Here is a 21,149-nt window from a genome sequence, read left to right on the forward strand (position 1 = left end):
GTTATTGACCTACATCAAAATTAATACTCACAAAACCAACTTGGGTTGTTGGTGCATCAGGATCTGAAGGCCATTTATGGGACATGGCAATTTTTTTTGCTGGTTCTAATAAACATGGATGTTTATTGGTAGTACCTTTAATACCAGGTTCTGCACTTATAACTTTTCCTTGTCGGTTGACTTTAATCTGAACGACAACTAAACCATATTCATTACAATCCTGCTGAAATATTTGGCGTGATGGTTTACCACGACCACCTAAACCATAGCCAACACCACCTTTTCCCGGTCCAGAACCACCAAAATAACTTGGCGCATAGGGGTCGCCATCTAACTGGCCTTTATTGCCGCCTTGACTATCTGGTCCTTCGCCTCCATCTGTATTGCCTTCGGCATTTTTAACGCCTCCAATTAGATTGTCCAGTTTTTTCCTTTTCTCTGCTTCTTCTTGACGTTTCTTCTCTTCTGCTTCGCGTTTTTCGCGCTCTACTTTTTCTGCTGCAGCTTTAGCTTCGGCCTTGGCTTTGGCTTCTGCAGCTTTGGCTTTCGCCTCCGCTTCTTTTTGCTTTTTTATGGCGATGTCTTCAGCATTATCTTGTGTCATTACCTCTTCTGCTTTGGTAGCAGCTTCTGTTGGCGTGACTTGCGACTCTTCTGGTTGCACTTCTTCGACAGCACTTTCTTCAACAATTTTATCTTCAACGGCTTTTCGTGGTTCACTTAAGGGTTTGTTTCCACTACCAAAATCCGTAGTTCCAAAGTTTACGGCTACACCGTATTCTTCAGGTGGATCCATATAATTAGGACCAACTACAAATAACAATAACAGCAGGATCACAGTAATAAGTACTGTGATTCTTGCAGAGTTACGTTCGTGTTTGGTTTCTAAGTATTTCACTTTAATTTTTATTGATTTAGACCTGCTAGGTTTGAAAAACCTGATAGGTCATAGTACTTATTCAAAAATGATACCGCTTAATTCGGTTGAACAGCCAAAATCACTTTAAATTTATTTCGATTGGCAATATCCATGACCTTCACTACATTTTCTACAGGTACCGATTTTTCGGCTCGTAATACTATAGTTGGCGATTCTTGATTCGATAATATAGATAATAACTGTGTTTCTAAAACACTTTCACCAACTCGTTTCTGATCGATATAATAGGTCAAATCTTTTTTGATACTTACAGCTGTTGACTTTTTATTCTCGGTCTTACCACTTGCTTTTGGCAATATAATATCAATAGCATTTGTACTTACCAATGTTGACGCTATCATAAAAAAGATGAGTAACAAGAATACAATATCCGTCATTGACGCGAAGTTGAATTCTGGTGTTACTTTATTTCGTCCTCTAATATTCATAAAATTAGATTGGTTCGTTTAAGTGATCTAAAAATTCAATGGAATTCGCTTCCATTTGGTAAACGACTTTGTTAGTACGTCCGACAACATGGTTATAAGCCACATAAGCGATAATACCAACAATAAGTCCACCGACAGTTGTAGTCATGGCTGTATATAATCCACTTGCAAGCACATCCATCTGAATCGTTCCACCTGCATTTGCCAATTCGAAAATAGAAATAATCATCCCAACTACAGTTCCTAAGAAACCGATCATTGGTGCGACTCCAGAAATGGTCGCTAAAACGCTAACGTTTTTTTCAAGATTATAAATTTCCAATCGACCAGCATTTTCAATGGCTGTATTGATATCTTCTAGCGGTTTCCCTATTCTGGTAATGCCTTTGGCAATTAATCTTGACACAGGTGAGTTTTGCTGAGCACATAACATTTGAGCCGAATCTATTTTACCGTTACTCACATGATCCTTTATTTGATTCATAAAATTTGAATCGACCTTAGATGCCGCTTTTATGGCAAAAATACGCTCAAAATAAATGTAAATGGCTAAAATTAAGAGTAGGAATAAAATGAGAATAATCACAATTCCTGACGTTCCTCCACTTGTAATCAATTCAATTATAGACAAGGTTTTTTCAACCGATTCCCCATCGGTTAAAACGTCTACTTCATCTTGAATAGTACTTAATGCTATCATACTAAAATATTTAATTTTTAAGTTGCTGTTGTTATAACGTTAAGTTTTTGGCTTAAGTATATATGTTATTTCAATTTATTTTACTCCGATAAAAGACATAAGACCGCTTCGCTGTTAGACATTAGAACCAAGACTTGATTCTAACTAAGTGACAAGCACCTTTGTTTTAATTCAAAATTTTTCTTTTTTTATTTTTAAAAAACTTTTAAAACCAAATACTTAACTAAGGTTTCAGAAATTAAAACACTTTTAATCGAACACTTAATTCCTATTTCAAAAAATGGATCTTGTTACCATAAAGGCAGCTGCACCAGCTAAAAAACCAACTAATGCCAACCAAGATATTTTCTTTAAGTACCAAAAGAAATCAATTTTTTCCATGCCCATAGCTACAACACCTGCAGCAGAACCAATGATTAACATGCTTCCTCCTGTTCCTGCGGAATAAGCAATGAAATGCCAAAGCTCATTATCCATAGGTTCTGAGAACATTCCCAAACTTGCTGCGACCAAAGGTACATTATCAATAACAGCCGATCCAACACCTAGTAATAATACCACTAAATCCGATACACCTTCATGATGAAACTCTGTCCCTAACATTGGCATGGTTTCTTGCAGTGATCCTGCAAATCCGAATAAAATCCCTAAAGATTCCAAAGCAGCTACAGCCATTAATATTCCCAAGAAAAACAAGATACTTGGCAATTCGATTTTAGATAAAGAATGGTGTACAGGACTATGGCTAGCATGAGCTGCGTGCTCTTCTGAAACGACTTCTGAAATTGCAAATTTTGAATTACTGTAAATTTCGGCAAATATCGCCACAACGCCTAACGAAAGCATCATCCCAACATATGGAGGCAAATGTGTAATTACTTTAAATATGGGAACAAAAATAATAGCTCCAAGTCCTAAAAACAGCATAGTAGAACTAAATTTATTCTTGGGTTTACCGTCGGATTCTTGCAATTCTAAAGTTCCTTTAAAAGGTTTTAAAAGTGAAGCAATAAATGTTGGCACCACCATACATAACAATGATGGAATAAATAAGTAAACAAATAATTTACCCGTGGAGACTTTGTCGCCAATCCATAACATAGTCGTAGTCACATCACCAATCGGAGACCAAGCACCACCAGCGTTCGCCGCAATAATAATTAAACCTGCATACCAGATTCTTACATCTCTTTCTTTTACTATTTTTTGAAGGATTGAGATTAAAACAATGGTTGCAGTTAAGTTATCTATAATTGCAGATAGAATAAATGCTAGAATTGCAAACATCCATAGCAATTTCCTTCTACTGTTAAAATTTACAGCGTTTTTAATGGTAGAAAAGCCATCAAAATAATCAATTATTTCCACAATGGTCATGGCACCTAATAAGAATACCAGAATTTCCGCTGTTTTACCCAAATGGTGAAGTAAGGTTTCTTCCATAAGGTGCATTTTTTCTTCATGCCCAAGCAGCCCAAAATTTTCCATCAGGTTATGATTTCCAGAATCGAACCATTGGGTAAAACCATCAATTCCTAATGAAATTAATGCCCAACTTATGGCCATCATTACCAATGCTGGAATTAGTTTATCGATTTTAATATTATGCTCTAAAGTTATAGCCAAATAGCCAAAAACGAATACAAGAATTATTACTGTTTCCATGGTAAATTAAATTAGTTGTCTTAAGGCAATTTCAAAAGCGGTTTCGCTAATGCCTATTTTTGTTGGATTATTATTATGTACTTCTTTTAATGCTTTTCTGATAACTTTGGAGGTATCTTTAAATATAGCTTCGTCCGTCATCAATACTTTACGCTCCATAAAATATGCAAAAACTCTTGCCATACCACAGTTTGAAATAAAGTCTGGTATTAAGCTCACTTTCTGGTCTGTATACTCCATGATAGAACCAAAGAAAATTTCCTTATCTGCAAAAGGAACATTTGCACCACAGGTAATTACCTCCAAGCCTGTGGATATCATTTTATCTATTTGATCCTGGGTCACCAATCGTGATGCTGCGCAAGGTGCAAATACTTCGGTTTGTAAAGACCATATTTTTTGATTGATGTCTTCAAACGGGATTAAATTTTTCGCCACTAAAGTATTTCCGTTTTTATGAAGGTATAAATCCGTTATTTCTTCAAAAGAAAATCCATCCTTATTTATTAGCCCTCCAGCTTTATCAATAATACCAACAATATTAGCTCCCATTTGAGCAAAATAAAAAGCAGCTGCCGCACCTACATTTCCAAAACCTTGAACAACTACGCGTTTTCCTTTTACGGAACTCCCATTAATATCGTAAAAGTGTTTTGCTGCGGTTGCGACTCCAAATCCTGTAATCATATCTGCAACGGTATATTTTCTACTCACATCTGGAGAATAGTCTGGATTTTCAATGACCTTAATAACGCCCTGTCTTAATTGACCAATTCTATTGATTTTATCGGCTATAGTAGGTTTAAAATGGCCTTCGAAAACACCTTCTTGAGGATGCCAAACACCACTTTCCTCTGTGATTGGAATCACCTCATGAATTTCATCAACGTTTAAGTCACCTCCTGTTCCATAATAACTTTTCAACAAAGGAGAAACTGCTGCATACCAACGTTCTAAAACGCCTTTTTTTCGAGAATCTTGCGGATCAAAGTTGATTCCAGATTTTGCACCACCAATAGCTGGACCAGAAACTGTAAATTTCACTTCCATGGTTTTGGCAAGTGATAAAACTTCATTTTGATCTAACCCTTTGCGCATTCGTGTGCCACCTCCTGCGGCTCCACCTCGTAATGAATTAATTACTGTCCAACCCTCTGCATCAGTTTCTGGGTCGTTCCAATGAAATACGATTTCTGGAGATTTGTTTTCGTATTTCTGAAGTAAATCTTTTATCAATTCTTGTTGGTTTAAATTCTCGTAACAAATATAAAAAACTCTAAAGCCTAAAAAGTGAATTAATAATTAATTTTCGGAATTAATATTTTTCCAGAAGAATGATTTCGTTCTGCACCTGTTACGCTCTTTAAACAATTAATCTCATTTCTTGCTTTTAATACTCCCAAAAGTCCAAAAATTAAGGCTTCTTTAAATTCAACGATTTCATTATCAGGAATAATTACCTCAGAATTTGAAAAATGTTGAATGCGTTGCATTAAAAACTCATTAAAAACTCCACCACCTGTGACCAAAACTTTTGAATTCTCTTGCGATAATATTTCTGAAATTTGAATAGCAATATGTTCAAGATACGTTCTTAATACCTCTTTAATTTGAAGTTTATAGGAATCAATTAATGGGAATATATTCAGTTCTACCCACTCCAATCCTAAAGATTTTGGGGGTTGGTCTTTATAAAATTGCAGTTTGTTAAGTTGATCTAGTAAGTCGTGATTTACTTTTCCTGTTGAAGCCAGCTGACCTTTATTGTCATATTCCAAGTTTATTTTTGACACATAATGATTCAAGACAATATTAACCGGACAAATATCGAAAGCGATTCTTTCATCGTTCGACTCGAAAGAAATATTAGCAAAGCCGCCAAGATTGAGACAGTAATCATAGTTACTAAATAATAACCGGTCACCAATGGGTACCAAAGGTGCTCCTTGCCCACCAAAATTCACATCTTGAACTCTAAAATCACAGATAACTTTATGCTTTAATTTGTCCGATAAAATTTGTTGATTCCCGATTTGATAAGTTAAACCGTTTTCTGGTTGGTGCAATGCTGTGTGACCATGGGAAGCAATGAAATCAATTATTTTGATTGTGTTTTTATTTATAAAATCTAAAATTACGGTTGCCAAATATTCAGAATATTCCAAATCAACTTGTTTTAATTGATGCATTGGCATCTTTACCAATTGACTTAAAATCGATTGCCATTGCTTTGGATATTTTACGGTCTCAGCTTTATGAATTTTGAATTCCCATTGGCTGTCATAAGAAAAACTAACGTAAATGATATCTATGCCGTCCAACGATGTGCCAGACATTAAAGCAAGAATATTGTATTCAGGTTTTATCATATTAGTAAAAATAATATTACTTATTGAAAATACCACAAGAAACAGTTATCTTTGCATGAAATTTTTAAGAAATCAACAATATTATAGTATATGGACTTTAGTTTAACAGAAGAACATTTAATGATTCGTGATGCCGCGCGAGATTTTGCACAAAATGAATTACTTCCAGGTGTTATAGAACGTGATAATTCACAAACTTTCCCTGATGAATTAGTACGCAAGATGGGCGAATTAGGATTTATGGGTATCATGGTAGACCCAAAATATGGAGGAAGCGGTATGGATGCTATTTCATATGTGTTAATTATGGAAGAGCTATCGAAAATTGATGCTTCTGCTTCTGTCATGGTGTCTGTAAACAATTCCTTAGTTTGTTATGGTCTTGAAGCTTATGGAAATGACGAGCAAAAAGAAAAATATTTAACCAAACTAGCTACAGGTGAATGTATTGGTGCCTTTTGTTTAAGTGAGCCAGAAGCTGGTAGCGATGCTACTTCCCAAAGAACGACTGCCATTGACAAAGGCGATCATTATATTTTGAATGGTACAAAAAACTGGATTACCAATGGTGGACGTGCAGAAGTTTATTTGGTTATTGCCCAAACCGATAAACATAAAGGGTCTCATGGTATCAATGCCTTTATACTCGAAAAAGGAATGCCAGGTTTTGATATTGGACCTAAAGAAGATAAACTCGGCATTAGAGGAAGCGATACGCACACGCTTCAATTTAACGATGTAAAAGTGCCAAAAGCAAATAGAATTGGTGAAGATGGCTTTGGGTTTAGATTTGCCATGAAAACACTTTCTGGCGGACGGATTGGTATTGCTGCTCAAGCCCTAGGAATTGCCTCAGGTGCTTATGAACTGTCATTAAAATATTCTAAAGAACGAAAGGCATTTGGTACCGAGATTTGTAATCATCAAGCGATTGCCTTCAAATTAGCTGATATGCATACTGATATTGAAGCTGCTAGAATGTTAGTTATGAAAGCGGCTTGGGACAAAGATCAAGATAATAATTACGATATGTCTAGTGCCATGGCAAAACTATATGCAAGTAAAGTGGCTATGGAACATACTGTTGAAGCCGTACAGATCCATGGTGGCAATGGTTTTGTGAAAGAATACCACGTAGAACGTTTAATGCGTGATGCAAAAATTACCCAGATTTATGAAGGGACTTCAGAGATTCAGAAAATTGTAATTTCTAGAGGAGTGATAAAAGAATAAGACTAAGTCATTCAAGATTGTTAAAACCCATCAAAATAATTGATGGGTTTTTTTTATGAAATATCTCTATTTTCTGAGTTAAAACATCAAATTTTACTATATTTAGTAATAGCATTTAATAAATCTCCCCTTTTAAATAGAGTTTAAGAAACTATAAATTAGTTTATGGCTTCAGCACGTTACAACATATTAAGCTACTTACTTTTTATTTGTTTATCGATGTCTTCTCAGTTTTTTATAAAAGCACAAGAATCGGTAAACCAAAAGCCATTTGCATTTAATTCTCTTTCCATAAACGACGGTTTATCCCAAAATAGCGTTATTAGTATTGCTCAAGATAGTATTGGTTATTTATGGCTTGCTACTCAAGATGGTTTGAATAAATATAACGGTAGAAGTTTTGAGCATTACGACAAACAATTTGAAGATATCACCAGACCAACGTTTAGCAGACTTGGTAAGATTTATAATGATAAACAAAACCGGTTGTGGATTATTACCAATTCTGGAAAATTAGAGCTTTACAATTCAATAAAGGATGACTTTAAACCTATTACAACCTTAAAAAATATTAGTTCCATATTTCAAGATAAGAATTTAAACACCTATGTAGGCACTTATGGTGAAGGATTATTCAAAATTGATGCTATCACCAAAGACACGCTTCAAATTCTAAATGAAAAAGACAAGCAAAGAACTATTTATGATTTTACTGAAATTAATAACGCTTTAATTGTTGCCGCATCAGGTTCGGTCTATGAGTTTAAGGCTAATAATTCCTATAAAGAAATCATTATAGATACTCATAATAATGCTAACTTCAGCACACTTGAAACAGATAAAAACGGAAACCTATGGATAGGCACTTTTGGTCAAGGTTTATATTATAAAGACCACAAATCAACTTCATTTATAAAATATCAGCACCCTAAACTTCCGCACGACTTAAATATAGAAGACCTCCTTATCGATAAAGAAAATAGATTATGGATTGCTACTTATGGCAATGGTGCATACATATTAGACACACAAAATAACAATCTCACAAATTTTACGGCTAATAAGGACAACCCGTTTGCCATTCAATATAATGACATATTATGTTTATATGAGGATGTTACTAATATCATTTGGTTGGGTACCGACGGAGCAGGAGCCAATTATTATGACGCACATCTTATAAAGTTTAATGTGTTGACCAATAATCAAGTTCCTAAAACGGTAAATGTCGATGTTGTACGAAGTATTAGTACTGATAAAGATGATAATATATGGATTGGCACTTCTGGTAAAGGTCTGACCTACATTAACTTTGAAACAAAAGAACATAAAACCTTCACAACAAATAATTCGCCTTTAGCTAGTGATAGAATTATTAGCCTGCTTAATAATGACAATAAACTATGGATTGGACATCAAGGATTTGGTCTAAATATTAGAGATGACAATGGAAACTACACCTCATTTCCCCATATAGCCAACCACACCATTTGGCGAATCGTTAAAAAAAACAACGAACAAAGTTGGCTTTGCACTGAGCGCAATGGCATTATATTATTTGACATAAACAAAGGCATTTTAAAACAATTCAATACCAGTAATTCTTTATTAACTACCAACGATATTAAGACTGTAACCTATGGAGAAAATAATGAGTTGTGGATTGGAAGTGAAGATAATGGTCTGTACAAGTTGAATTCAAAAATAGATAGCATAATCAATATTAAAACCATAAACAGTAAGATAAAATCATTGTATTACGACAATGCTATTCTTTGGATAGGCACCAATGGTAAAGGGTTAAAAAAATACAATACAAAAACCGATTCATTAAAAACTTATACCAAAGCAGAGGGTTTACCCAACAATGTAATTTATGGCATTTTACCAGATAATAATGGAAATCTATGGCTAAGTACAAATTATGGGATAAGTAAATTCACTAACCAAGATGAAAACAAATTTGAAAATTATAGTAATTACGATGGCTTACAAGCGTTGGAATTTAATACAGGAGCCTATTACCGAGACAACAATGGGAACTTATATTTTGGTGGACTAGAAGGACTTAATTGGTTTCATCCCAATCAATTGACATTTAATACCATAAAGCCTAAAACAATTATCACAAATTTTGAAGTATTTACTGAAGAACAACCGTTAAAACAAAACGTTGCCTATAAATTCAATGAAAACACCATAACCTTTACATTTTCCAGCTTACATTTTTCGCAACCAGAGCGTAACTTATATAAATACCAGTTGGTAAATTACGACGACCATTGGATTAATGCCGAAAACAATAACACAGCCCATTATACCAATCTTCCACCAAACGACTATACCTTTAAAGTGATTTCTAGTAATTACGATGGTGTATGGAACCTTACACCTGCAACTTACGCCTTTACTATAAAACAACCTTGGTATGCGACCACTCTGGCAAGAATTATATATTTAATTCTTGGGTTATTATCTGCATTAGCTCTTTATTGGTATTTAAAATGGCGTTGGCAAATGAAACTCCAACTTCAATTTGAACACGAAGAAACCGAACGTCTTAAAAAGTTAGATCAATTCAAAACTAAATTATACACCAATATTTCGCATGAATTTAGAACACCTCTAACATTAATCTCTGGCCCAGTAGATAATCAATTGTCTAAACCAGAACTTTCTAAAAGCGATAAAAAAGAGCTTCAATTGATAAAAAGAAATGCTGACAGGCTGGTAATGTTGGTAGATCAAATGTTAGACCTGTCGATGCTTGATTCTGGTGAAATAAAACTGAAGGTTTCCAAAGGTAATATGTCAGTACTTTTAAAACAGATTGTTAGTGCATTTCAGTATAAGGCGAATCAGAAAAATATTAAAATAAAAACTAACATTCAAGATATACAGCAGGTATGGTTTGATAAGGATATTATTGAAAAAGTGACATCAAACTTATTATCTAATGCTGTAAAGTATGCACCGAATGAAAGCGACATCATTTTTGATGCCACTAAACAAGACCAAGTATTGGTGTTATCTATTGTGAATACTAGCGATCGGGTTGGAAAAAAAGATTTGAGTATGTTATTTCAGCGGTTCTATCAAGATAATGAACTATCTGATGGTGTTGGTGTTGGTTTGGCTTTAGTTCGGGATTTAGTAACGTTGTCCAAAGGCTCCGTAATTGCCAATAATATTGATGATACCAAGATTCAGTTTACAGTAACACTTCCAATTAATAAAGATGCCTTTAGTGATGAAGACATAGTTCAAAACACTATAAAAATTGAGAACGAAACAGAACAAAAGGACTTAGAAACCGATGCTTCTGATAAAACAACCTTATTGATTATTGAGGATGAACTGGATATTCGTGCTTTTATCATTTCCAATTTCAAAAACGATTATAAAATAATTGAGGCTAGCAATGGTAAATCTGGCATAGAAAAAGCATACAAACATATGCCAGACCTAATTATTAGTGATATTATGATGCCAAAAAAAGATGGTATTGAATTGTGCAATACCCTAAAATATGACGAAATCACAAGTCATATACCGATCATTTTGTTAACCGCAAAAGTGGGTAATGAAAATGAAATTGCAGGACTTAAAACTGGAGCTGATGCTTATGTAACCAAACCTTTTAATAGTGAAAATTTAAAGTTAAGAGTTGAGAAACTCATTGAAAACAGAAAGCAACTACAAAAACACTTTAGTAAAGATTTTAACATCACACCAGAATTTGCAATCACCTCTACTGAAAATAATTTTCTGAATAATGTAAAAGAGGTTTTAGACAAACACCTCACAGAATCTGATTTTACCAGTGAAAAATTTAGTGAACATTTACTGATCAGCAGAACACAACTCCATAGAAAACTGAAAGCTATTTTTGGCATGAGTACAACCGAACTTATACGTACGCAACGTTTAAAGCTTTCTACTGAATTATTAAAAAATTCAGACGCTACAGTTTCTGAAATTGCCTATCAAGTAGGCTTTAATTCTCCTTCCTATTTTATAAAATGCTTTAAGGAAAGCTATAATACGACACCTAGCGAATTTCATTCGTAAGTACTTCCAAAGTTTTAAAATACTGATTATCATTGATCAATATAAATAATGTAACACCTGTTACATGTTTTGAAACATAATTGATATGCAATTTAAAGTCATCCCTATAATTTTACTGACACATAAAACAACAGGTAGAATTTTGAGATGGAAAATCCCCTTAAAGACAAATCAAAAGACGATAAAATATATCTCAGTATAGACCACTTAAAAAAAGGAACCTATCAACTTGAAATTCTACTAAACAATAAAGTTATCAAATCTATCAAGATCACTAAATAATATTAAAGACGCTATTAATCAGTTGTGAGAAAGGGGAATAATACAAAAACGAGGAGTTAGTATTTTATTCCCTTTTCTTTTTTTAAGCCTGATATCCAAAATGTATGAATGATTTATTCCAAAATACTGACGCTATAAAAGCTCTAATTACAACGTTTCTATTTCAAGGAGCATTTGTCTTTATTGGTTTGTATATGCTATTGGTTTATATACAGGTGAAGAAAAAAGATTATTTACTTTATGGCATTTATTCGCTCTTATTCGCCATTTATTTTTTTATGAAAATAGACTTAATGCTAGAGCTTAGATTATTTACAGACAACGTTGATTTAGAGTTAAGTTTTTTATTGCCACTGTTGTTTTTGCTAACTGGTATCTATGTAAAATTTATCAATGTTTTTGCGGAAATTAAAACCTTTCACTTAAAGTTTTCTAAAGAAATCGACCTGTTCACTAAACTGATGTATGTCTTATCTGCAACTACATTTTTATATTTATTGATTACCAAGGATTCCGAAATATTAATAAAATATCAATCCTTAATTTTTATACCGCTGCATTTGTATTCTATCTATGCTGTGATTAGGGCCTTTATGGTTATTAAGTCTAAACTAAGGTATTACATTTTGATCAGTAATGTATTTCTCATTGTTTTAACCATTGTAGGTTTATACTCAGCTTCAGAAGCTGTTTATACTCAAGGTGTAGATGCCTATAATTTATTTGGATTTTATGGCTTCAATGCGTCGCAATTGGGCGTGTTTCTTGAGATGCTCTGTCTTTCACTTGGTCTAGGCTACAAGTTTAATTTAATTGAGATTGAAAAAGATAAAATCAAAAAATTAGATGAGTTCAAAACCAAGCTTTACAATAATATTTCGCACGAGTTCAAAACACCATTAACGCTCATTTCAGGTCCTATTGACACTCAACTGGCAAAACCAAACATTTCTGAAGATGACAAAAAGCAACTCAACCTTATTAAAAGAAACTCAAAGCGACTGATAAACCTAGTGAATCAATTATTAGACCTTTCCAAACTAGAATCTGGAAATTTAAAACTTACTGTGCCACAAGGAAACTTGTCGGTATTACTAAAACAATTGGTTACCGCTTTTGATTATAAAGCTCTTGAAAAAAACATCAATTTTACTTTTGATATTGATGTGATGAAAGATGTTTGGTTTGACTCTGATGTGGTTGAAAAAATAATTTCCAATTTACTTTCTAATGCCGTGAAATATACACCTCAAAATGGTTCCATTTCGTTTAATGCCAATTTGAATGAGGGATTTTTAACAATTTCCATTATTAACAATGGGAACCACTTAAAAGCTGAAGAGCTGCCAAAATTATTTCAACGCTACTATCAAAACAGCAAGTACAATGAAGGCGTTGGCATAGGACTATCATTAGTAAAAGAATTAGCTATTTTATCTCACGGTAATATTATTGCGCATACTATGAATACCGATGAAATTCAGTTTACAGTAACCTTGCCACTGGAACGCGCATACTTTAGGACTTCTGAAATTTCTGAGCAGCCAATTTTTGAAACTATACTTGAAGAACCCATCTACTCAGACAAAAATATAGAATTAACTGGTTTAGAGCATAACCAAAAACCAATATTACTAGTGGTTGAAGATGATAAAGATATAAGATCTTTTATCCATTCAATTTTTAAAGACGAATACCAAATTAGTGAAGCTTGTAATGGCAAGGAAGGCATGACTAAAGCTTTGAAGCTTATTCCAGATATTATCATCAGCGATATTATGATGCCTATATTAGACGGCATAGACATGTGCAATACATTAAAAAATGATGTAAAAACCAGCCATATTCCAATTATTTTATTAACTGCAAAATCTGGAGACAAAAATGAAATAAAAGGGCTAACATCTGGAGCAGATGCTTATGTTACAAAACCTTTTAATGTTGAAAAGCTTAAAATAAGAGTACAACAAATAATAGCCAACAGAAAAGCACTTCACAACTTTTACAGTAAAAACAATGCACTTGATTTTCATAATCTAACGGTTTCCAATACAGACGATCAATTTTTTCAAAACCTCAAAGAAGCTGTAAAAGAAAATATCCTTCAACCAGATTTTACATCACAACAATTAAGCGAGTTAATGTTGATGAGCAGAATGCAACTACACCGAAAATTAAAATCCCTTACAGGTTTATCTACCACAGAATTTATAAAAAAAGAACGCATGAAAGTCGCTGTGACCTTGTTAGAAAAAACGGATAATACAATTTCCGAAATTGCGTACCAAACAGGGTTTAATACATCTTCCTATTTTATTCGAACTTTTAAGTCAATTTACAATTGCACACCTACAGAATACACTTTAAAAGCCTCTAAACATGCCAGTTAACACCAGTGTTACATAAGTACAATACTTTGTTACATAATTGAAATCCCATTACAACGCAACTTTCTAATATTGTAGTATTAAGATTAACAAACAATCTATTTGTCGATTATAAAAAGTGCTAAATGTTATCAAAAAGTAACAAGCTTAATAAAAAACCAGAGAACATATTCATCAATTTAGATCACTTAAAATCTGGAGAATATTTTATAAAGATTATAATAAAAAACAGTGTTGTTAAATCTATTAAAATTAATAAAACGGCACCATGAAGCCATCAGTATTTTTAGGGTGATTCCATTCTGGGTCGGATAATCAACATCGTAGGGATTTTTATTTTGCGCTCTATGTGGATTATGGAAATTATAAACACTATCAATGAAAAAGAACCCGTGAAAATTGAAAAACTGAATTTATATGTATGAATATATTTTCTGCTCAAAATATATTCAAAAATTAAATGTACAATTTTAAAAAAAATCAAAATAGTATCAATTATTTATAAACTTAAAACCAATAAAAATGAAAACTAAAATTTCAAATTATGCATTAAAAACATTTGTATTAGTATTAATGTTTCCTATGGTATTAACGACCATAGGTTGCTCTACCGATGACAGTGGAAATCCTGATGTGTTTTGTAATCAGCTCGCAAGCGCTTCCACAGATTACTCTAATGCTCTCTCTGCTTTTCAAACAGATCCCAATGAGCAAACCTGTAATAATTTAAAAAATGTAGCACTAGATTTTATAGATGCTATTGATAATTGTGCTTTGGTGCCTTCGCAATATTCAGATTTACAAGATGCAGCCCAAGGCTGGACAGACTTAGATTGTTCTCAAGATTTTGATTGAAAACCTATTGATCATATCCCACAATTTGTTGGTCCACTAAATAAATTCTAACATTTTAAAACAAAAATAAAATGAAAACTTTATCAAAAATCAAAAGCATTTTCACATTACTCTTATGTGTATCATTATTTAATTGTAGTAGTGATGATAGCAATGGTGATAACGGAGATAATGGAGATACTATGGTGTCTTATGCAGAATTTAGTATTACAGGTCCAATTACAGAAGGCAATTATAATTATAGGGATAGCGATGATGAATTTGGCTCTCTTGGTTTTTACTATGATACAGATGATGACCCAGACCTTTCTGAAGATCAAATTCAAGTATATGTCGGCAAATCATTTTCAGAATCACACTTTATATTGGTAGCTCCACCAGAAATTGGCTCCTATAACTTTGTTCATCAAGTCGGTGTAAATAGTGATTTAGGTGTAAGCTTAGTATTATCAACTTTAGAAGACAATTTCTCTGAAAAAGATGTGACTGTAACTATTACAGAACTAGAAATAAATGGAAATACCGTAACTCATTGCAAAGGTACATTTTCTGGATCATTCTATAGATCTAATTTAGTTGAGGCTGATGTTCATCAAATCAGTGGTGAATTTGAGATCCACTAATAAAAGTCCTTTTCCATATAAAAACTTTTAATTCTGTACAGCTATAGCAAGGTTTATATTCATAGCTTTTAATAATTAAATAAACTTAAAATCATCATGAAAAAGTTAAAACACATATCACAGATAATTTTCGGACTATATATAGTCTGTAGTTTATGGACATGTAGTAGTAATGACAGTGAAGACCAAAATGATGAGCCACAATCACAAGGCAACTACATAACCTATAGCGTTACTGGAAGTGCCGTGAATGACACGTTTATCATTGCAGATTCAGAGCGTACATCAACCAATAACATCATAGTATTAGGTCATGTTTACGATCAAGATACACCAGAAGGAACCATGCAGGTTGCCAGTTTGGGGTTTTCAAGGCACGAAACAGAAGATAACTATTTTGAGGTTTATATAACAGCACCTAACTCTACAGGAGAATTTGCACTAGGTGAAATTGAAACAGGAACCACTGGAATAATTACAGATGAACCAATTTTTAATATGAAGTTATTATTTGGAAATGATTTCGCCTTCTACGATAGTGATGGTGACAGTGATAATGATTTGATCACTTCTTTGTATTCCAAAGCCATAGGAGTGACCATAACAGAGTATGAAGAAACCCTCAACAGTTTGGGTATAGTCACCATAGCAAATATTAAGGGGAGTTTTGAGGGACAAGCCTATTTTAAAGCATTTACTGATGGCATCTTAACGCCCGAGGTATTACTACATAACGTAACTGGTGAATTTGAATATAACGTACAAGCAGAATAACACAAGCATTTTTAATAATAAAACAAAACAATTATGAAGAAAATCAACTTAATACTAGTAATAGTAGCATTTTACATAGGATGCACATTTATTGCCACGGCACAAACAGAAACCAAAATAGGAGGCCTTTTGGCTTATGGTACTGAAATCAAAAATATAGGTATCGGTGCAAATGCTGAATTTCCAATAATGGAAAAACTTACCGTTTCGCCATCTTTTATATACTATTTACCAAAAGATGAAAGTGGTATAAAAATCAATTGGTTTGAAGTCAATGCAAACGCCAACTATTATTTTTTAAATGAAGAAAATATTGATGTCTATGGCATTGCTGGACTCAATTATTCGAGTGTAAAAGCCTCATACGACGGCAACAATTTCTTAGGCAATAATTATAGCTCAAGCGATGGAAGATTTGGACTTAACATTGGTGGTGGTGCTAACTTTAGCTTAGGCAGTAATTTTATACCATTTGCTGAATTAAAATATGTAATTATAGATGAAGGGCAACTTGTTATAGCAGCTGGAGTAAAGTTTAATATTTAGATGGTAAAATTTATCGATCACAAAGTATCACCTTAAATTTTGTCACAAAAGGAAATAATAACATAATATAACATTAAAAATCATGAAATATTTATTAAAAAAAATTTTATTTACCGCTTTGTACCTTACGGTAGTCTTGCAATTTGGTTGCAGCAAGGATGAAGACAGTAACGACGTAGATGATGTAGGAGGATGTTACTGGAACTTCTCAGGAGGTGATTATGACGTTCTTCCATCGTACAACAAAGGATATTACGAATTCGATGGAACATTTGGAACCGTTCCTCTACAAATTAACCTTTATGAATTAGCTGATGCAAATAGTGGAGAAGAACATATCACTATAGCCCTATCTGAAGGGTTTATTCCTGTGGAAGGCGAAACCATAACAGTAAATGGCTACTATGACCTTGATGCTATTCAAACCAACGAAAATTATGAAACAGAAATTGACATCCTCGGGACTAACTTTGACGAATACACGTATAGTTTTGCTGTTCCCACTACTTTTAATGTTGAGCTTACACTGACAGGAAACTATTTATATGGATCGATTACAGGAATCATCCATGAACTTTCCTCTGGAGATTTAGAAGCTTTTCCGTTTGACTTAAATTTTGGAGTTTACGAAAGAAATTCAGATCAACAATGCAGATAAAGAAAGTCAATTACAGTTTTAATTATAAAGTAATATTTAAACACTAAGTCTTCAACCTATATGAAAACGAGGAAATGATTCAAAAAAAGTTAATTTAACAATTGCTTCAATTTTGCTTTCTAATAAAATTTAAAATCAACGTTATATGAAAGTCATACATACACATAAATTAGATTCCATAAAAATACTTTGTACGCTTTTTATTTTATGCTTAGTAAACATAATCTTTGGCCAACCAGAAATAAGTTGGCAAAAATCTTTTGGCGGCACTGGCAATGATGTAGCAAGATCTATTCAACAAACAGTCGATGGTGGATATATTGTTGCAGGTGCTACCTTTTCATCAAACGGTGATGTAACTACACAAATAGGAGGTGGTGATATATGGATAATTAAAATTAATAGTTTGGGCAACCTCGAATGGGACAAAAGTATTGGAGGTAGTGGCACTGATGAAGCTTATGCTATTCGTCAAACTTCAGATGGAGGATACATTATTACAGGTATGTCTGATTCCAATGATTTTTTAGGCGAAAACTTGGGTAACGGCTACGACGACATAGTTATAATAAAAACAAATAGTACCGGAGATATGGAATGGGGTCATAAATTTGGATCTCCACCAGGAGAAAGAGGACATGATGTTAAGCAAACCCCTGATGGTGGTTACATAGTTACTGGGTTTATTGGAGGTGCTGGAGGAATAAGTGGAGGTTTATGGCTTGTTAAGTTAGATGCCAATGGTAATTTAGCCAGTAGTTGGTCTAATACAACTTTTGGAAGTGCTCAAGGATATTCTGTAGTAACAACTAGCGATGGTGGTGTTATTGTAACCGGATATACATCATTTCAAAATAATGATAATACTTATAATCAAGATGCAAGAGTGCTTAAATTAAATGCATTGTCTGAGGTAGAATGGGACTATAGTTTTGGTGGCACCCTTGCGGATTATGGTCGCTCTATTAAACAAACATCAGATGGTGGCTATATAGTTGCAGGAACTTCACAGTCATATGATGGGGATTTAACTAATAATCAAGGAGGACAAGATTTTTGGGTACTTAAGTTAGATGCTTTAGGTATTATGCAGTGGCAAAATACGTTTGGTGGAACTAGTGAGGATATTGGTATTGATATAGAAGAAACAGTAGATGGTGGTTATATTATGACTGGTCAAACCAATTCTAACGATGGTGACGTAAGTGGAAACGGATCTGGAAGTTTTTATGATTATTGGGTAATTAAACTCAATTCTACCGGTACGCTATTATGGCAAAAATGTATAGGGGGTAATAGTAATGATATGGGTACTGCCATAGGATTAACAGCAGATGGCGGTTATATTGTTGCTGGTCGATCTAATTCTAATGGTTCTGGAAACCATGGACTCTATGATTTTTTTGTAGTCAAACTAGAACCCGAAACATTAAGTATAGAGACCAATATAAACACTATTAGCTTTCATATTTACCCTAATCCAACATCGGATAGAGTTTTGATAAACTCAAACGCAAACATAGAATCTATAACTGTTTATTCAATTTTAGGAGAGCATATTACAACATCAACAAAGAAAGAAATGAACTTAAATGGTTATGCGTCTGGCATGTATTTATTTGAATTAAAAACTGATAAGGGAAATATTTTTAAGAAAGTAATAAAAAACTAAAAGTCTTAGAGGCTAGCCAAGAAAAAACTATTTTAGAAATCAAAAAATATACTATAAGAAAAAAATACAATCGCTAATACTGCAGACCTTTTAGGAAGAGAATGCGGATTAGATAAAATATCATGCCTACTAAATTGAAATTAACTAAAAATTGAAATATTAATAATATGAACTACAACTTTTAATCTTTTTGTCGTAAGAATCGTGATAAGTCAACACAATAATTAGAAACAACTAATTTTCTAATTCTTGCAATACTAATCTTATTTCACCGTAAGAGTATTTATCATCAATTTGATGCTTCAAATCTGAAAGGTTTTCAAAGGTTTTAGTCGGAATGATTTTCTTTAATTCATTATAATGATCTATAGACATCAAATCGGTAATTTCAACCTCATTTGTAGTAATAAAACTTGCTAGATGTCCAAAGATGGTATGAGTGTTTAATTCTCGCTCAAATGCTATCTGATCTATTGTTTTACCAGCTTTATATAACTTTAAAGAAATTTTCTTAGTGTCTTCCTTTTTCTTTTTAGGTTTGAATTCTTCAACAACTTGTTTTTGATTAGAAGGTTCAATATTGTTCTCGTCACAATAATCTAAAATTACCTTTAATATATCCGTACCGTATTTTTCAATTCGGGTTTTACCCATGCCATGTATCTGACTTAGCCCTGCTTTTGTTGTTGGTAGAGTTTCACAAATTGCATATAGCGATTTTTGCGTAAAAATTTGGTAATGTATTAAATCTTCACGTTTTGCTATGTCATTTCTGAGTTCTCTTAATAATTCGAATAGTTCAACGTTAGTTGTACCATCTACAACAGTTTTTCGTTGTTTTTTTGGTTTCTCCTTTCCTAAGAAAACAGATTGAGCTCTTAATTCTAAGTACTTATCAGTTTCAAAACCCTCTTTTAAACCTTCAAAATACGATAACTTAGTTTCTATCAATTCTTCCAAAGCGTCTAATTGTTTTTCAATATCTTGTTGTATAGCTTTATTGTCAGTTGCAAAACTGAGGTCATTTAATGGAGAAACTATTGTTGATTTTGTCTGTTCTTTAAAATAGGAAACGGCTTTTGTAAACCTCTCTTGGACTAAAGCATTATTTTTAGGAATTTCGTTTTCACCAACTAAAGTCTGCAATTGAGATTTGAAACTATTACTGATTTTTAGCAAATTAGCTATACTATCCTTAATTTTGTTAATTGGCTGCTCTATCGTTCCTTCAATACTACCTCTATTTTTATAATAGATATCCAAAATTCTTCCTGCTGGATATAGAAACTTATAAAAATGGAAGACCTCAGAAATTAAATTAAGTTGAAACTCACGTTTAGATTGTTGTAAAATAGCTTCATTCGGTTGATTAGCTTCACTATTTTTATTGAATTCAGAAACATTTTGATCACTAATTATCTGATGAGGTTCAATTCTATTCTTTAATACTAGTCCTTCTAAGGACTTACAACGACTTAGAGCGACATATGTTTGGCCGTGTGCAAAAGCACCTTGGGCATCAATTATAGCCTTTTCAAAAGTTAAACCTTGACTTTTATGTATAGTAATAGACCATGCTAAGCGCAAAGGGATTTGAGAATAGCTTCCAATTTTGTCTTCTGTTATAGCTTTTGTTTCAGAATCCACAGTATATTTTATGTTCTCCCAAGTTTCTAATTTAGTGACGATATTAAAATCGTCATCAGGACAATTCACAATGACTTCGTCCTTTTCTAATAAAATGACTTTACCAATTTTACCATTGAAATAACGCTTTTCAGGTGAACTATCATTTTTAATAAACATGACTTGCGCCCCAACTTTTAATTTTAGTTCATCTTTATTGGGATAGGAATGTTCAGGAAAATTACCTTCTATTTTAGCTCTATAGATGTATTCTTTACTATCTAATTTTTCTAATTCTTGTTTGTTTGATTGACGCGCTT

The 21,149-nt window shown here is 33.1% G+C and carries 16 protein-coding genes (1 of these 16 cut by a window edge); 9 read left to right on the forward strand and 7 right to left on the reverse strand.

Going from position 1 to position 21,149, the window contains the following annotated elements; genetic code table 11:
* Position 1: 1 nt before the first annotated feature.
* The 6 genes from HM990_RS14945 to HM990_RS14970 all read right to left on the reverse strand — a co-directional run bounded on the left by HM990_RS14945 (position 2) and on the right by HM990_RS14970 (position 6,102).
* Entirely contained in the window at positions 2-898 is an 897-nt protein-coding gene (locus tag HM990_RS14945; protein ID WP_178989877.1) for an energy transducer TonB, read from the reverse strand.
* Positions 899-975: 77 nt separating this feature from the next.
* Positions 976-1,368, reverse strand: coding sequence for an ExbD/TolR family protein (locus tag HM990_RS14950; RefSeq protein WP_178989878.1), 393 nt, complete (start codon positions 1,366-1,368; stop codon positions 976-978).
* Between the two features lie 4 nt (positions 1,369-1,372).
* On the reverse strand, positions 1,373-2,068 hold the full coding sequence (locus HM990_RS14955; protein WP_178989880.1) for a MotA/TolQ/ExbB proton channel family protein: 696 nt from the start codon (positions 2,066-2,068) through the stop codon (positions 1,373-1,375).
* Positions 2,069-2,341: 273 nt separating this feature from the next.
* Complete coding sequence (gene nhaD, locus HM990_RS14960) at positions 2,342-3,733, reverse strand: sodium:proton antiporter NhaD (protein WP_178989883.1); 1,392 nt, start codon at positions 3,731-3,733, stop codon at positions 2,342-2,344.
* Between the two features lie 6 nt (positions 3,734-3,739).
* Positions 3,740-4,966 carry a Glu/Leu/Phe/Val dehydrogenase dimerization domain-containing protein gene (locus HM990_RS14965; protein ID WP_178992013.1) on the reverse strand — a complete coding sequence of 409 codons (1,227 nt, stop codon included), beginning with the start codon at positions 4,964-4,966 and terminating at the stop codon, positions 3,740-3,742.
* 62 nt (positions 4,967-5,028) lie between these two features.
* The gene (locus tag HM990_RS14970) at positions 5,029-6,102 is read right to left on the reverse strand and encodes an anhydro-N-acetylmuramic acid kinase (RefSeq protein ID WP_178989885.1); all 1,074 of its coding nucleotides are present in this window, start codon (positions 6,100-6,102) and stop codon (positions 5,029-5,031) included.
* Between the two features lie 90 nt (positions 6,103-6,192).
* Between HM990_RS14970 and HM990_RS14975 the strand changes: the two genes are divergently transcribed.
* The 9 genes from HM990_RS14975 to HM990_RS15015 all read left to right on the forward strand — a co-directional run bounded on the left by HM990_RS14975 (position 6,193) and on the right by HM990_RS15015 (position 19,203).
* Entirely contained in the window at positions 6,193-7,335 is a 1,143-nt protein-coding gene (locus HM990_RS14975; protein WP_178989887.1) for an acyl-CoA dehydrogenase, read from the forward strand.
* 165 nt (positions 7,336-7,500) lie between these two features.
* A complete protein-coding gene (locus tag HM990_RS14980) occupies positions 7,501-11,406 on the forward strand; it encodes a hybrid sensor histidine kinase/response regulator transcription factor (protein WP_229719276.1) in 3,906 nt (1,301 codons plus the stop codon).
* Positions 11,407-11,792: 386 nt separating this feature from the next.
* The gene (locus HM990_RS14985; protein ID WP_178989889.1) at positions 11,793-14,078 is read left to right on the forward strand and encodes a response regulator; all 2,286 of its coding nucleotides are present in this window, start codon (positions 11,793-11,795) and stop codon (positions 14,076-14,078) included.
* Between the two features lie 519 nt (positions 14,079-14,597).
* Positions 14,598-14,930 (forward strand): hypothetical protein, encoded by a 333-nt coding sequence (locus HM990_RS14990; protein ID WP_178989891.1) that lies wholly within the window; start codon positions 14,598-14,600, stop codon positions 14,928-14,930.
* Between the two features lie 71 nt (positions 14,931-15,001).
* Positions 15,002-15,553: a hypothetical protein gene (locus tag HM990_RS14995; RefSeq protein WP_178989893.1), complete on the forward strand. Its 552-nt coding sequence runs from the start codon at positions 15,002-15,004 to the stop codon at positions 15,551-15,553.
* Positions 15,554-15,649: 96 nt separating this feature from the next.
* Positions 15,650-16,327: a hypothetical protein gene (locus HM990_RS15000; protein ID WP_178989895.1), complete on the forward strand. Its 678-nt coding sequence runs from the start codon at positions 15,650-15,652 to the stop codon at positions 16,325-16,327.
* Between the two features lie 33 nt (positions 16,328-16,360).
* A complete protein-coding gene (locus HM990_RS15005) occupies positions 16,361-16,873 on the forward strand; it encodes an outer membrane protein (protein WP_178989897.1) in 513 nt (170 codons plus the stop codon).
* An 82-nt stretch (positions 16,874-16,955) separates the two neighbouring features.
* Positions 16,956-17,531, forward strand: a complete 576-nt coding sequence (locus HM990_RS15010; RefSeq protein WP_178989899.1) for a hypothetical protein — start codon at positions 16,956-16,958, stop codon at positions 17,529-17,531.
* Positions 17,532-17,676: 145 nt separating this feature from the next.
* On the forward strand, positions 17,677-19,203 hold the full coding sequence (locus tag HM990_RS15015; protein ID WP_178989901.1) for a T9SS type A sorting domain-containing protein: 1,527 nt from the start codon (positions 17,677-17,679) through the stop codon (positions 19,201-19,203).
* 234 nt (positions 19,204-19,437) lie between these two features.
* On the opposite strand, the gene HM990_RS15020 is transcribed toward HM990_RS15015, so the two are convergent.
* Positions 19,438-21,149, reverse strand: the 3' portion of a protein-coding gene (locus tag HM990_RS15020) for a helix-turn-helix domain-containing protein (protein ID WP_317166913.1). 721 nt of this gene lie beyond the right edge of the window; 1,712 of the gene's 2,433 nt are visible here — the last part of the coding sequence; its start codon lies beyond the right edge, outside the window; the stop codon is at positions 19,438-19,440.

The organism is Winogradskyella schleiferi (genome assembly GCF_013394655.1).
In the GTDB taxonomy this organism is placed as follows: domain Bacteria; phylum Bacteroidota; class Bacteroidia; order Flavobacteriales; family Flavobacteriaceae; genus Winogradskyella; species Winogradskyella schleiferi.

Excerpts from the sequence above, each read along its gene's own strand:
- HM990_RS14950 (WP_178989878.1), bottom strand. The coding sequence starts at position 1,368 with ATGAATATTAGAGGACGAAATAAAGTAACACCAGAATTCAACTTCGCG.
- HM990_RS14955 (WP_178989880.1), bottom strand. The coding sequence starts at position 2,068 with ATGATAGCATTAAGTACTATTCAAGATGAAGTAGACGTTTTAACCGAT.
- nhaD (WP_178989883.1), bottom strand. The coding sequence starts at position 3,733 with ATGGAAACAGTAATAATTCTTGTATTCGTTTTTGGCTATTTGGCTATA.
- HM990_RS14970 (WP_178989885.1), bottom strand. The coding sequence starts at position 6,102 with ATGATAAAACCTGAATACAATATTCTTGCTTTAATGTCTGGCACATCG.
- HM990_RS14975 (WP_178989887.1), top strand. The coding sequence starts at position 6,193 with ATGGACTTTAGTTTAACAGAAGAACATTTAATGATTCGTGATGCCGCG.
- HM990_RS14980 (WP_229719276.1), top strand. The coding sequence starts at position 7,501 with ATGGCTTCAGCACGTTACAACATATTAAGCTACTTACTTTTTATTTGT.
- HM990_RS14985 (WP_178989889.1), top strand. The coding sequence starts at position 11,793 with ATGAATGATTTATTCCAAAATACTGACGCTATAAAAGCTCTAATTACA.
- HM990_RS14990 (WP_178989891.1), top strand. The coding sequence starts at position 14,598 with ATGAAAACTAAAATTTCAAATTATGCATTAAAAACATTTGTATTAGTA.
- HM990_RS14995 (WP_178989893.1), top strand. The coding sequence starts at position 15,002 with ATGAAAACTTTATCAAAAATCAAAAGCATTTTCACATTACTCTTATGT.
- HM990_RS15000 (WP_178989895.1), top strand. The coding sequence starts at position 15,650 with ATGAAAAAGTTAAAACACATATCACAGATAATTTTCGGACTATATATA.
- HM990_RS15005 (WP_178989897.1), top strand. The coding sequence starts at position 16,361 with ATGAAGAAAATCAACTTAATACTAGTAATAGTAGCATTTTACATAGGA.
- HM990_RS15010 (WP_178989899.1), top strand. The coding sequence starts at position 16,956 with ATGAAATATTTATTAAAAAAAATTTTATTTACCGCTTTGTACCTTACG.
- HM990_RS15015 (WP_178989901.1), top strand. The coding sequence starts at position 17,677 with ATGAAAGTCATACATACACATAAATTAGATTCCATAAAAATACTTTGT.